Source organism: Paenibacillus sp. J22P143 (assembly GCF_059692035.1).
In genome coordinates this window covers 104,459-117,712 of sequence record NZ_JCAUAQ010000019.1, presented here as the reverse complement: position 1 = coordinate 117,712, position 13,254 = coordinate 104,459, and the positions used below count along the sequence as shown (strand labels likewise).

At 42.3% G+C, this 13,254-nt stretch carries 13 protein-coding genes, 1 riboswitch and 1 other annotated feature (1 of these 15 running past the window's edge); of the genes, 2 read left to right on the top strand and 11 right to left on the bottom strand.

Going from position 1 to position 13,254, the window contains the following annotated elements; all coding sequences use genetic code 11:
* The first annotated feature begins 508 nt into the window (after positions 1-508).
* Positions 509-913: a CBS domain-containing protein gene (locus AC58PQ_RS21860; RefSeq protein ID WP_497245259.1), complete on the top strand. Its 405-nt coding sequence runs from the start codon at positions 509-511 to the stop codon at positions 911-913.
* A gap of 68 nt (positions 914-981) precedes the next feature.
* Here the strand turns inward: AC58PQ_RS21860 and AC58PQ_RS21855 are convergent, their stop codons facing one another.
* The 10 genes from AC58PQ_RS21855 to AC58PQ_RS21810 all read right to left on the bottom strand — a co-directional run bounded on the left by AC58PQ_RS21855 (position 982) and on the right by AC58PQ_RS21810 (position 11,234).
* Positions 982-1,776, bottom strand: coding sequence for a Nif3-like dinuclear metal center hexameric protein (locus AC58PQ_RS21855; protein WP_497245257.1), 795 nt, complete (start codon positions 1,774-1,776; stop codon positions 982-984).
* 27 nt (positions 1,777-1,803) lie between these two features.
* Entirely contained in the window at positions 1,804-2,907 is a 1,104-nt protein-coding gene (locus AC58PQ_RS21850; RefSeq protein WP_497245255.1) for an HD-GYP domain-containing protein, read from the bottom strand.
* A gap of 369 nt (positions 2,908-3,276) precedes the next feature.
* Positions 3,277-3,741, bottom strand: a complete 465-nt coding sequence (locus AC58PQ_RS21845; RefSeq protein ID WP_497245253.1) for a hypothetical protein — start codon at positions 3,739-3,741, stop codon at positions 3,277-3,279.
* Positions 3,742-3,897: 156 nt separating this feature from the next.
* Positions 3,898-5,241: a sugar phosphate nucleotidyltransferase gene (locus tag AC58PQ_RS21840; protein WP_497245251.1), complete on the bottom strand. Its 1,344-nt coding sequence runs from the start codon at positions 5,239-5,241 to the stop codon at positions 3,898-3,900.
* A gap of 39 nt (positions 5,242-5,280) precedes the next feature.
* Complete coding sequence (locus AC58PQ_RS21835) at positions 5,281-6,396, bottom strand: glycosyltransferase family 4 protein (RefSeq protein WP_497245249.1); 1,116 nt, start codon at positions 6,394-6,396, stop codon at positions 5,281-5,283.
* Positions 6,393-7,217: a DUF6492 family protein gene (locus AC58PQ_RS21830; RefSeq protein WP_497245247.1), complete on the bottom strand. Its 825-nt coding sequence runs from the start codon at positions 7,215-7,217 to the stop codon at positions 6,393-6,395. The genes AC58PQ_RS21835 and AC58PQ_RS21830 overlap by 4 nt, the downstream gene beginning before the upstream one ends.
* 137 nt (positions 7,218-7,354) lie before the next feature.
* The gene (locus AC58PQ_RS21825) at positions 7,355-8,446 is read right to left on the bottom strand and encodes a toxic anion resistance protein (protein ID WP_497245245.1); all 1,092 of its coding nucleotides are present in this window, start codon (positions 8,444-8,446) and stop codon (positions 7,355-7,357) included.
* A 15-nt stretch (positions 8,447-8,461) separates the two neighbouring features.
* Entirely contained in the window at positions 8,462-9,124 is a 663-nt protein-coding gene (locus tag AC58PQ_RS21820) for a hypothetical protein (RefSeq protein WP_497245243.1), read from the bottom strand.
* A 158-nt stretch (positions 9,125-9,282) separates the two neighbouring features.
* A complete protein-coding gene (locus AC58PQ_RS21815) occupies positions 9,283-10,005 on the bottom strand; it encodes a GNAT family N-acetyltransferase (RefSeq protein WP_497245241.1) in 723 nt (240 codons plus the stop codon).
* A gap of 46 nt (positions 10,006-10,051) precedes the next feature.
* A riboswitch (ZMP/ZTP riboswitch) is annotated at positions 10,052-10,130 on the bottom strand.
* A gap of 195 nt (positions 10,131-10,325) precedes the next feature.
* Complete coding sequence (locus AC58PQ_RS21810; RefSeq protein ID WP_497245239.1) at positions 10,326-11,234, bottom strand: DUF3221 domain-containing protein; 909 nt, start codon at positions 11,232-11,234, stop codon at positions 10,326-10,328.
* 162 nt (positions 11,235-11,396) lie between these two features.
* Between AC58PQ_RS21810 and AC58PQ_RS21805 the strand changes: the two genes are divergently transcribed.
* On the top strand, positions 11,397-11,825 hold the full coding sequence (locus AC58PQ_RS21805) for a DUF1801 domain-containing protein (protein ID WP_497245237.1): 429 nt from the start codon (positions 11,397-11,399) through the stop codon (positions 11,823-11,825).
* A 40-nt stretch (positions 11,826-11,865) separates the two neighbouring features.
* Here AC58PQ_RS21805 and asd read toward each other — a convergent pair whose 3' ends face one another.
* Positions 11,866-12,951 (bottom strand): aspartate-semialdehyde dehydrogenase, encoded by a 1,086-nt coding sequence (gene asd, locus AC58PQ_RS21800; RefSeq protein WP_497245235.1) that lies wholly within the window; start codon positions 12,949-12,951, stop codon positions 11,866-11,868.
* A 156-nt stretch (positions 12,952-13,107) separates the two neighbouring features.
* Positions 13,108-13,254, bottom strand: a binding site (T-box leader) (it continues 115 nt past the right edge of the window).

Sequence of the window (13,254 nt, the reverse complement as noted above, 5' to 3'; positions counted from 1 at the left end):
GTTTGATGGTTGCTCGACACTTCCATTTTACCAAGTTTTGGTTTCTTTTTGTTTGAATAAATTATGACAAAGGGGCTTCCCTAAGGTCTATTGACCTTTTGGGACAGCCCCCATCAGGTCATGAACTTGATTATTCACTTATTAATTATGTGCCTCCTGATTTTTGGTTAAAGCAAAAAGCAAAGCATAAATAATCACCAACGAAAACACGTATAAGGCGCTTATAAAAGCGCCTGCCGCGTTACGATCAGTTCGTAATAGCCTCTCGCCACTGAACAAATCCATCACTTAACCTCTGAATCGTTTCCATCCAACTAGCCTCGTCCTGATTCAAACTGTCTAGCTCACAAGTTGCATTATTCACTATCTCTTCTTCTTCCAAGATCTAATCGTTAATTTGTATTTCAATATTTCCATTTTTTACACGAATAAAATATGCGCTTTTTATGGTGATATATGTTTTAATTAAATAGTTATCGTAAACTGGGACGAAAAGGAGAGAAACAAAGTGGAAATTAAATCGTTTTTATTCCCCAAGGACAAAGTATCCTACCTGAGTTCTTCGGCTTCAATGAAGGAAGCAATGGAGCGGCTGGAAGCCTGCCATTATACAGCGATTCCGATTATCAACGAGGAAGGGAAATACGTCGGCACCTTATCCGAAGGAGATTTGTTATGGAAACTGAAGTGCACTCCCGGCCTAACTTTCGTTAATATGGACGAGATTGCTGTAACTGATATCCGAAAACGAATTTATAACGAGTGCGTAGCAATCGATGCTCACATGGAGGATATGCTGGCGCTAGCTGCTGATCAGAACTTTGTTCCTGTTGTTGATAGCGATCGTGTCTTTCTCGGTATCATTCGACGCAAGGACATTATTGAATACTACACGAGAAATATTACGGATTAAACGGTGACATAGAAAGCAGTAGGAATTGGGCTCATCTGCCCCATTCCTACTGCTTTTGTTCTTCCCTCTCACACAATTTGGAAGATCGCACGTTCTTTTATATAGTGAACAGGAATCTCCGGGTACATGCTGGTAAGCATTTTAGCCAATAGCTTCATACCCGGCTCTTCACTTTCCGCATGGCCAAGGACGATTAGGGCCTTGTGTCTTCCTTGAAATACAGCATCCCTTACATACTCAGGCGTTTCCCATTCCGGGCCTTCCCCGTATATGATTAGATCCAACTGCTCTCTTTCAAATAAGGGCAGCGTATTCTGAGCACCGCCTCTGTAACCTGCAAGCAAGCCGATTTTCGAACACTTCATCTCAAGATCTCCGTGTACTCTGACATAAGAAATTCCAAGTTGTTTCTTCACATGTTCCGCGATTCCGCTTACTGTTTCCGTTGGAATTTGCAGGATGGAGGATGCTGCATGATGCTCTTGAACGTAAGGCATCCATTCGAGCTCCTGTATCAGACCCTCCATGACACCATCCGGCTTATAGCGATGCCAGTAATCGTGGAAACGGAATAACGCTATGCCCGATGCTTCCAGCAGTTCTCTCTTTTCCTCATAGACCGGATCATCTTTCAGTTTTGTCCGATCATCATGATGTGAAAAGAATGGCCCTTCATGAGCAATAATTAGATTCGCTCCGCGCTGTATGGCTTGCTCGATGACAAATTGCGTCGGCATGAAGGCGGTCACAATCCCAGTCACCTCTGTGTCTGGATTACCGAACGTCAGCGTATCGACAGTTTGCTCAAGCCTTCCTACCGGATTAATTAACGCTTCGATTATCGCTTTCATATTTACACTCATTCGTAGCCCCTCATGTCACTAGTGTACTTACCTCTCATTGATATGATTAATCATAACATGAAGCGTGGTCGATAAATCAATTTCATAATGTGACTTTAACTTCTCGCCTCGTTCGTTTTTAAGCACTCTGACGACAGGTCTTGATGGAATATAAAAGTTTTGTCGACAGACAACGCCAATTTCTCCCGTGCTTAACTTAACACCTTGCCCCACCGGGAAAATGGCTACTTTATTTCGAAATTGCATCACTTTTTTGATATCAAATAAACTTCCAGCATTCGCATATAAAATCTCCAACGCGTAATGTGGTGCTATGGAATTCCGGTAGGCTCTAGGATGGGTCATGGCGTCATACGAATCAAGCATCCCGATCCAACGCGCATACTCATGAATCTGCGTACCTTTGAGATGATAAGGATAACCACTTCCGTCCATACGCTCATGATGCTGCAGCGCACATATTGCAGTCAGGGATGGAATACCAATATCCTCTTTGAGCATGTTAAATCCTAATTCAGTATGTTTCTGAATTTCGAGATATTCACTTAAAGACAAATTTGCACTACTTAACAGTAACTTTGATGGGATCTGAATATTACCCACATCGTGAAGCATCGCTCCAAGTCCAAACTCAGTTAACTCCTTTTGTGAGTACCCATTTAGCATGCCAAGTTTCGTTGCATAGACACACACATTGATCGCATTTTGACAAAAATGCTGTTCCAACGTGGTTGCTGGAGCCATATTTAATGTGGTGATAGAGACAAGACTTTGACTCCCCTTCTTCATATCTTCAATCACTTTAGATATTCCCTCGAATAGCAATCGCGATATTTCTGTCGTGTTAGCCGATCCCCCCAATGTTGAGGTTGCGCTGAATTTAGTGAAAACCTTGGACAACGCCATTCGCAGCAAAGCGCGGGTATCTTGTTGGATCGACTCTTCTATTGGGATGTCTTCGGTTTCTCGATCTTCAATATACAAGAAGTCAAGCCCCATTTGAACTAACTTTTTAATCATAAATTGTGTAAGTTCTACTCGATGTCCAAGCATAACTCGTCCATGTTCGGACAAAACGGCTCTTCCAATCCGCATGCCCGGTTGGCATAGGGCCGTAGGAACTATAATCATGAACACTACCTCCGCCAAAAGATACATTTTTATCTGTATTCTTTTTAAGTATACGGAGCCGAACAAAAAAATACTGTCGAACACTGAAAGCTATGAAAAAAATATTCTAACACTCGCTTAATTTTTAAAACTATATTTCTACACCTGTTTGACGATGTTTGAATGTTAGTTTTTCATTTTCCGCTTTCCCCAAGGCTTAAACACAGAAAGCAAATACATAGCAATTAATGAGATGATCTGAAGTCCTATGCCTATGCCTATGAATAACGATATCGTGTTAACCACATATGCCCCTTGATTCGCACCTTCTCCCCCCACAAGCTTCTAAAGCAAATATTAAATATTCATAAACTAAGCTAGAGGTTCTCATTAGCGTTGAGAAGGTTCGGCAAGGTTTAATTTCGGATTGTATAGTTTATTTTGCTTTAGGAAAGTTTTCAAACTGCTGCTTTTAAAATGAACAGCAATAACCTCATGTTCTTTCGTAAAAATGAGTAGCGTTGGGAAATAGGTTTTGGATGAACTTATAAATATCACCACTTCTGTAACAGTTCCAGTAATCCATTCAGTATTAATCTTGTACGGAGGTGTAAGCGGAATCTTAATGGCGATCCCTTCACTTGGTTCGATTGCAAATGATACTACGGTACCATTTACAGCATTCAGCCATTCCTTAATCTGGTCCTGCAACGAGTTGGAGTTGGGTATCGTCAGGATGATTTCGCCTTTATGAATATCGAAAACTTCGGCACCATCTGATGCTTCTACAGCTTGAGCAAACAAGAGACTGCATACAACTACAAGAAATAACACGCGCTTCAACCTTTTCAACACTTTAGTCAACCTCCATTCGCAGCTAATATGCCCAATTTCCTGTTAATTCCTCAAAAATATGTAATCCCCTTTCTTTTACTACAATAGAGTGGAAGAGAATGTCATTCCTCTTCTCCCACTCTATTCTCCTTCTGACCGCTGACGAAAACAACAATTTTACCATATTATTGAAATTCGAGTGATATCTTCTTGTGACAGTTCATTCCCCAACAAAACTTCCATGAACGCAAGTTCAGTAACTGCCTTGATCCCATGCTTGGTACCAGCTGGAATTTGCAAAACATCGCCTTCCTGAAGTCTATACAGTTTGTCCTCCATAAGAATCTCTGCGCTGCCTGACAGAATCGTTAGGCTTTCCTGTCGATTACCATGCAAGTGATAACTCGTATGCTTCCCTTGGGTGAGTTTCACAATTTTAATCATGCTTTCTTTTCCTTGAGGTTCATCCCTCCAATATTTCAATGTCTGATAAGTTCCCCAGCTTTTCTCCCCATACATCGGCATCGGTGACACTTGTGTGAGTCTTTCCTTGATCAGATGGGCTTTCTCCTTGTTCGCAATCAGAATACCGTCTGAATTTGCCGCGACAATGAGATCCGAGACGCCAATGACTTCAATGGGATAGGGTAGTTCATTAATGAGATGCGTATTGACGGAATCATTAGATATTCTACCCATGCCTATAATGCTATCTTTCAAAAGAGGGGTTAGCGCTTTCCAGCTGCCCACATCTTGCCATGAACCATCATACCCCATGACAACAGCATGTTGATTGCGTTCAACAACTTCACGATCGAAGCTTGTATTTGTAAGGTGTTCATAAATGGCCAGCCATTCCTCCACTTGGGCTGGATGCCCCTTGTCCTTCAAATAGGAAAGCATGAACCTTAAGGGAAATGCAAATACACCGCAGTTCCACAAAGCATGCTGTTGGATTAACTGAGCAGCAGCTTCCTCATTCGGCTTTTCTTCGAAATGATCGACAAAAGCAAATCCATCGCTGTCCATGGGGAGCACTGGTACAATATAACCGAATTGATCAGAGGGCATCATAGGTTTCGTACCTAGAAGAGCTAGATTAGCCTTAGAGCGTGAAATGACTTCGGGAAAGCGATGAAGTAGACGGAAAAAGGCGGAATCCACATAAGTGTCTACGGGTAGAATACATATCGTTTCATCCGCATCAACTTGCATGCACACATGCAGATACGTGGCAGCTAAAGCGATGGCTGCATAAGTTCCTCTTTTATAGGGTTCACTTATGATAGGAATGTGCTCGCCGACATAATTTCGCGTTATCTCTACTTGACTCTGATGTGTGACGATGCAAGTGGATTGCAGCAAGCCCGCCTCATCCAATTGTTTGCATATTCGCTCAATCATGGATTCTCTAACGCCATCTTCGGATTTCAAAAGCTTAAGAAACACCTTGGAACGGATCTCGTTGGATAAAGGCCAGAGCCTTTTTCCTGATCCCCCGCATAATAGTACAATACGCAAGCCAAATACTCCTTTCCTGCGGAACATCACGCTTCATCCTTATTTCTTCGATTGAATGACTTTCTCAACCACATGCTTCATCAACATCCCCGCACGTTTCCAGGATAGATGAAGCACATCACGTCTTCCATGTCTTCCTTTTCGCTTGCATAGCTCAGGATTCTCGTATGCATTCCTCATAATCATTCTCAAGCTATGATGATCTGGTTCCGCCCATAGTTGACCCTTTTCTGCAAATAGATAGCTGAATGATCGTGAGATCGCGTGCTTACTGTTCATGCTAATGGAGGGGTTCTTCAGCTGAAAAGGTACGAGGAACGAGTTATTATGTGTTAGGAAATCCATTTGCCCGCCCCAAGCCGTCGTGATGACAGGGGTACCGCTAGCCAACGCTTCAAGAAAAGGCAGCCCAACACCCTCGCCTCGCGTCGGAAGAACGAAAGCATCCCCAAGTGTATATAAACCTTTTAGCTGGCTCTCGCTAAGTCGTCGACCTATAATGACAACGGGAGCTGTATCTTTGTATATACCCAATCTTTTTTTGTATTGCCCTATTTGGCGCTGGATCCATTTCTCATTCTCATAGGGCTCATATCCGTTTGTTTTGATCACAAGAATAACGTTATCTTTCGAGGAAAACTCTTCCCAATACGCGCGTAATAAGCCTTCTGGATTTTTACGGTGCTGGAAGCCGAATACGGATACGAAAGTAAACTTGCCTGCCGCGCGCGGCAAAACAAACTTCTTATTGTTCGGATGAAATACTTTGGTGTTTACGCCATGAGGAACGATGTAAATTGGAACGGTTACACCGCTATTCTGAAGTGCCCGCTTATTATGTTGCGTGGGTACACATACCGCATCGAATTTGTTCATATGCGAAAGCCATTCATTGGGTGTCTTACTTGTTTCCCAAACGGTATTTAAAATAATGGCATCGTATATACTTCGCGCACTCCCCCACTGCATATAGCTCGGAACATCATGATAGATAAGCACTCGTTTACCTAAGGCTAGTTTTTTACCATGTCTCAAATGGCCAACCCTGACGTCAACACCTCTCCGTTTGAGGGAAGCAGCATAGGTTCTACTTGCATAACCAAGACCGCTCGCTTTGTGAACAGGTCCCTTCCAAACCACCACATATGGCTTCATACAGACACCAACTTGAGGGTTTTAACATACCCTTTGCGTTTATGAAGCGATATGGACCGATATCTTTTGGCCAGTGAAGCCATCCTTGAAGCGGTAATTTGGGAGTTACCCAAATGTAAGCTCTTATTCAACGCAGGCTTCAAAATCATCTTGTTAGCCACGGACGAATACAGGAAATTGCCATAGGTTTCGAATTCTGAAAAAGCAAACTGTTTGGATCTATTCATACTTTTCATAATCGCCGAATACCAGCTGGTGTTATGTTTGGACTCAATGGTTTGTTTCAATTGCTTGACTTTCGATTTCTCGAACAACATGTAATGGGTAACGAAGGACAATCTGGCTGAACGATTTCTTCCCATCAATTTTCGATACGTATTGAAATATTCGCCTTGACTCCAGTTCCGGCAGTAAAATACGGTCTTATTGCCCACTTTGAAGACATGCGGACGAATGAGTACGGTATCAGCATCAATGACCATATAGTATTTGGACGAGCACAAGGTATCGCCATTCAGCTTAAGTAACTGCTGATAAAACCATCCAGTCCGATCCCATGTTTTGGATTGATAATGGATATCCTTTTTCGTGATTGGAAGAACCGTATCTTCATGAACGAAACGACATCCTTTTCTCGCACATAGATCAATAATTCGTTGTTTCCATGGAGCTATAATAATGATTTCACCAATCGGATGCTTAACATATTTTCTTACTGCATCAATCACTAGGGGGAGTGTCCCCAGATCCTTCTCAATAGCTGGGATTAGCACATCAATTTGAGGTGCATGACCAAGCTTATCTTTAATCTGCATGAACATTCGCTCATCTCCATTATTCAAACGTATGGATTATCATATGTCGGTAGAAAGAAATGGCATGGGTTAAGAGGCAGAATGACGCCATAAAAAAAGCCGCCAAGGATAAGATCCTTGACAGCCATTACATCTTATACAATTTATTCCAAAAGCCCGCTTAACTCCGAAGCTTTTATTTCGGCATTCGTTTTATTCCCAGGCGATAAACCAAGACGTTGTGTCATTTGCTGGCTAATGTTCCCAAGCCTCTTAGTATGCTCTGTTGCTGATTGAATGATTGTCCGATTCGACTGTTCAAATAAATCCAATGCAGCGAAAAGATCGGTCATTCCTCTTTCGATCGAGTCCATTTGTAACCCTGGTTTCCCAAGTAACTCGTTCGTTCTTTGCGTTGTTTCTTTCAACAATCGCGAGTTATCCTCGAACATTTTATTGAGCGTTGAATTCGCGGAATTGACAGCTTCAATGGTTTGTACTTGATCCTCAATCGCCATAGAGATCATGGCTGAGACCGTAAGCAGATTCTGTGTTTTATCGATGGTCGCATCAACGGCATCAATGAGTTTATCGTTATTGTCATTGATAATGTCTGTTCCTGCAATCGCTTGTTGATACAAGATGACCATCTCTTGAAAGGACTGGATGCGCGTCACAACCTTACGAAGTCCTCTCTCCAAATGTGTTTTACGATGTTCATTCTCGGGCTTGGCAATTTCGACTTCGAAAAGCTGCTTTAAGTTCTCACCCATGGCAATCCGCATTTGCAAATTGTATACGGACTCAATTGAATTTTTCTTCAACGTTTTCATATAAGCCATATTCTCTTCAAGCGTTTCCTTCCCATTTCGAAGGGATTGCACGATGGCATTGACGTTTGTTTTCACGGATTGATACTTGTAAATATAGTTCTTCAGAGGCGTCTTTTTCATCATTTTCTCAAAAAAACCAAGCTGTTTGCTCTTACTCAACGAATCAATTTCGCCGCGCAGCTTCAAAATATTGTTTTGGACCTCTGAGCGTTTGCCTGACATCAATTCATTTACAGGACGTTCTAGCATAGCTAAGGATTGTCCAGCCTGCTCCATGGTTTTGGAGCCCATACGTCCGATGGAATCCATTAAGGTTTCTAATTCCATTGTATCCGTTGAAGAGACTTTCTCGAGCAATTGTTTCGCTTCTTGTTCAACTTTCTGCAAATCTGTCGACTTTAATTGCACCAATTGGGTTGTCAAGGTTCCATACCTCCTTTAGTCTGTTGAACGATAGCGTTGTTGGATCAAATCCATGCGTGTTTGCAATTCAATTAAATCTTTTTGTTCAATGGTTTCTACATAATCCGAGAGTTTGGAGTTGATATCTTTGATACCGGTAAGCAGAAGTCGACGATTTAATCTTTTCGCTTCCCCACCCAACTTCAGAAAGGGATTAATCGCACTATTGAGGTCCTTGAAGATCAATCGTTGTATGTTATGATTCATATTTGCATCGTTTAGTTCTTTTAACTGCGGAATCAATCGACCTACCCTGGCAAGTAAGCTAAGTGTCTTTTCGACGATTTCATCATCTAAGGTATTCTTCTGCCCCTCTGAGATGATCGTTTCTTCGATCACATGGATATACTCGGAAATGGGTCCCCAAAAAGGATCATTTTCCGCTTTGTGTTCAATTTCCCTTGGAGCCGGATTGGAACTAGAAGCTTGAGGCTTATTCGAGTTAGGCTCACTTATAGGAACTGGCATCGTTGTCCCTTGTAGGGCACTGGAAGATCGCGTAAGTACGTAAATACTTCCTAGCGACAACGTAGTTGGCACTAATAAATTAATGGACTCTGGTAAAAACCCAGACGTAATGAGACTGACGACATATCCTGCAATCGAGATGCCTGCAGCGACTTTGAATTGCTTTTGCATGATACCTTCACACCCCTGTTCCATCATGTTACCCAATAAAATCATATATGCACTAGCGATTGATGTCAATTTATAACAGTAAAATAACTAGCTAGAAAAAGATTCGTCGGAAGGTGTCAACGAATCCTATAATGATTAATCAATCATATACAACCGAACTAATTCATAATTTTCCGTTCATATAAGTTCGCGCTCCAACCGTTCCCTTCGAATCTCCCTCGAAATATTAAACCAAGACTGCGGTAATAGTCATTCAGTGTTACGTTATTTGCCATGCAATCTAATCGCAGCCAAGCTTTTCCTTTGTCCTTAATGTAGGCTTCTGCCCAAGACAATAACCTACTGCCATAACCTTGCCCCTTATATTTTCGCGAAACAACTAAACGGTGTACATAACCAGCATCGTCATGAAACATGTCTCCCCAAACCTCTTCGTACGCCCAATGGATGGAAAAACAACCTACAAGCTCACCGTTCAGACTGGCAACAAACACTTCTTTTTCTTGAATAATTGACTCAAAATACGCCCTCGTGTACCGATCTTCACGCCACTGTGTGAACCCCTTGGCGGATTGAATCCATTGGGCTGCTTCTATATATAATTTCTGCATGTCTTCCAAATCGTCTAGATGTGCTTTTCTTATGACCAACAACTCGTTTTTCTTTTCAATGTTGCGCTGGTTTGGCTCTTGCAACGCTTCTTTTTGCCATTGATACTCTATCTTTGAAGCAGTAGCGATTGCCCGCACTTCGCCAACGGTATAAACATTGAAATCCTGTCCCCAGTTACTCGATACGGCGAACACATCGTACGGACCTGCCATATCTAACAGATCTACCTTTTCATAAATAAGGACTGCCACATTCCTAGCTCGTTCCATCGCATACCCCTCCTTGAAATAAAAAAGCATTTGATCCATTGATCAAATACTTTGCCCAGGCGAACGGCTTATGGAATATGTGCTCCCCCGTAGTGATCTACGTTTCGCCAGTTACACATACCAAATATTACCTTAATTATATTCGGAAGGTTCAATGAAAATCAATAGAAATTCATCAGTAAAGCTTCTTCCGATATCTGTTTCTTAGGCGATAGTGCTTTTTCATCAGAATCCGTTGCGGCAGGTTTGCTCCAAAGGCAGCGTAACGATATTGACGGATATCCCCAAAATAACTAGTTCAATCTGTATTACACCATCATTTAACCCTCAATGTCGACCTTCGTCACGAATTTCTCCGTACCGAACTCATACCCAGCAAACCAAACTTTTATCTGTTTTCCGACAGTGATGTCGGAGAATTGCGCATGTTCGCTTCCCCTCCATACTTGAGTAAACGGAAGAAGTCTAAGATTCACCCCATCGACTTCAAGGATGCGTTCCGTGTTCACGCCTTCGCCAGTTGTAACTAATCCTGTGACCTTGCCGCTAGCATCACCAATGCCTTGGTCCAGTGCGATAATTTCAAGGCGAAGCCCCGTCGTTTGACCAGGGTAACTCGTTAGCATTAAACCTTCTGCCCACACCTTGACAGTTGATCCGATCTGAACCTCATTCGGTTGCAGCTTCTTACCTTCAAACTCAATATTTGCATCGTCTGACATGCTATACCACGCAGCATCAGGCATTTTCTTGTCTTGGCCTATGAATTTATCGGATGATACGACTAAAAACCTTCCCTTTTCGTCAACAGCAGTAATTCTCCCACTCATGCCAGATTGCACATCAATCGTATAGACCGTAATGTTAAGCGGAAACTTGGCGCCAATCGCCTCATAGATGGCTTGTTTTAGTTTGGCTTTCTCTGCGTCCGACAGTGATTTGTCATGTTCGCCTACGCGGCGCACCTCCAGAAAGGCTTCTTGGTCAGTACTATAGGAGGACTGAGGTTTGACTTGATGTTTTTCAAAGACTGCATGCAAAGTGGCTAGCTGATTTGCATATTTTTGTAGGTCTTCTTTTGAAACATACTTCAGCTTTGAAGGTGTCTCATGCTGCAGAATAGCTCCTCCGTTAGGATCCCCTACATTTCGTTCACCGCAACCTGCTACCAGTACACCAACAAGAATCGTACATTGTAGTGTTTGAAACCAATATGCCTTATTCCACATGAAATAATCCCTACTTTCTTCCACGCATTCATTTTTCATTTTCAATCCCAGTTGTATGTATTAGACGATCATTCCCTTATTAAAGTTTCTAATTCCAACACTTCTTTGATAAAATGAAAAGGAGAAGCCATCACGCTGGAAAATCGATAAGGAGTGTTTTCTATGGCATACGAAGCCAAAATGAAAGAAACGGATAGCAGCGTCCTTGAGTTTATTGAAAATGTCGAGAGCGTGAAGAAACGTGAAGATGCCTATAAATTATTAGATATTTTTACAGAAGTGACAGGTTATGAAGCGAAAATGTGGGGTCCTAGCATTATAGGATTTGGCACTTATCATTACAAATATGAGTCAGGACATGAAGGCGATGCACCACTAGCTGGTTTTTCCCCGCGGAAAGCCAAAATCAGCTTATATGTTGCGCCAGGTGATACGCGTCGTGAGGAATTATTGAAGAGCTTTGGCAAACATGAGGCTACTAAAGGCTGCGTCTACATCAACAAAGTAGCAGATATCGATGTAGAGGTTTTAAAGGCATTAATAAGCCAATCCGTCTCATTTATGAAAGAACTCTACCCGAGTCATGAGTGAAATAAAAACAGCAAGCATACTAGATGCTTGCTGTTTTTATTTATTTCGCTTGAATATAACCTTCAGCTTTAAGCAATTCGGCGATCAGAACAGCACCACCCGCTGCGCCGCGTAATGTGTTATGCGATAATCCAACAAATTTATAATCAAACATGGCATCCTCGCGCAAACGCCCAACCGAAACACCCATACCGTGCTCAATCTCGCGATCAAGCTTCGTTTGTGGTCTATTCTCTTCTTCAAAATAAGTGATGAACTGTTTTGGCGCACTTGGCAGATTCAGTTCCTGCGGACGTCCTTTGTAATTCAACCAGCGGGAAAGAATTTCTTCCTTCGAAGGCTTATTCTCGAAAGAGGCAAACACAGTAGCCAAATGTCCATCCGTTACTGGAACGCGGATACATTGCGTTGTAATCAGAGGAGAACTCGCTTTAATGATTTCATTATTTACGATACTACCCCAAATGCGAAGCGGCTCCTGCTCACTTTTCTCTTCTTCCCCACCGATGTAAGGGATAACATTATCTAACATGTCCGGCCAATCCGTGAAGTTTTTACCAGCTCCAGAGATCGCTTGATATGTCGAAGCAACCACGTTAGTTGGCTTAAAATCTAATAAGGCATGAAGGGCTGGCACATAGCTTTGGATCGAACAATTTGGTTTCACTGCAATAAATCCAGTCGATGTTCCAAGACGTTTTCTTTGCGCAGCAATGATATCAATATGCCCGGGATTAACTTCTGGGATAACCATCGGAATGTCAGGCGTCCAGCGGTGAGCTGAATTATTCGAAATAACAGGAGTACCCGTTTTGGCGTAGGCTTCTTCCAACGCTTTAATTTCGTCTTTTTTCATATCAACGGCACAAAAAATAAAATCAACCCCAGTGGCAACCTCCTCCACTTTCGATGCATCTTGAACGATGATTTGTTTCACATTTTCAGGAATCGGAGTAGCCAATTTCCATCTGCTTTGCACTGATTCTTCATATGTTTTACCTGCTGAGCTGCTGCTTGCTGCAATCGCCGTTACTTCAAACCAAGGATGCTGATCCAACAACTCCACAAATCTCTGGCCAACCATGCCAGTTCCTCCGACAATACCAACTTTTAATTTACCCGACATTATATATTCAAATCCTTTCAAATTAAATGATACTGAAGATAAGCATCTCAATAGTTAATTCAAACTGCCTGATTAGGTGTGCCCATGTTGCAGCACGTGCGCAGTGTTACACTTACGCAATAACAAAAAAATCCCACCCCCAAGACTAATGTCAGTCTCAGGGACGAGATTAATATCCTCGTGGTACCACCCAGTTTCGCCAATATGTCGCCATATCAGCCTCTTCAAGTACGACAAGCCAATGGCATGCGTATACTTTAGCTCTGTAACAGGAGCTCCTGTCACACCATCCCCAATGCATTG

Excerpts from the sequence above, each read along its gene's own strand:
- AC58PQ_RS21855 (WP_497245257.1), bottom strand. The coding sequence starts at position 1,776 with ATGAGTGTAAATATGAAAGCGATAATCGAAGCGTTAATTAATCCGGTA.
- AC58PQ_RS21850 (WP_497245255.1), bottom strand. The coding sequence starts at position 2,907 with ATGATTATAGTTCCTACGGCCCTATGCCAACCGGGCATGCGGATTGGA.
- AC58PQ_RS21835 (WP_497245249.1), bottom strand. The coding sequence starts at position 6,396 with ATGAAGCCATATGTGGTGGTTTGGAAGGGACCTGTTCACAAAGCGAGC.
- AC58PQ_RS21830 (WP_497245247.1), bottom strand. The coding sequence starts at position 7,217 with ATGTTCATGCAGATTAAAGATAAGCTTGGTCATGCACCTCAAATTGAT.
- AC58PQ_RS21820 (WP_497245243.1), bottom strand. The coding sequence starts at position 9,124 with ATGCAAAAGCAATTCAAAGTCGCTGCAGGCATCTCGATTGCAGGATAT.
- AC58PQ_RS21815 (WP_497245241.1), bottom strand. The coding sequence starts at position 10,005 with ATGGAACGAGCTAGGAATGTGGCAGTCCTTATTTATGAAAAGGTAGAT.
- AC58PQ_RS21810 (WP_497245239.1), bottom strand. The coding sequence starts at position 11,234 with ATGTGGAATAAGGCATATTGGTTTCAAACACTACAATGTACGATTCTT.
- AC58PQ_RS21805 (WP_497245237.1), top strand. The coding sequence starts at position 11,397 with ATGGCATACGAAGCCAAAATGAAAGAAACGGATAGCAGCGTCCTTGAG.
- asd (WP_497245235.1), bottom strand. The coding sequence starts at position 12,951 with ATGTCGGGTAAATTAAAAGTTGGTATTGTCGGAGGAACTGGCATGGTT.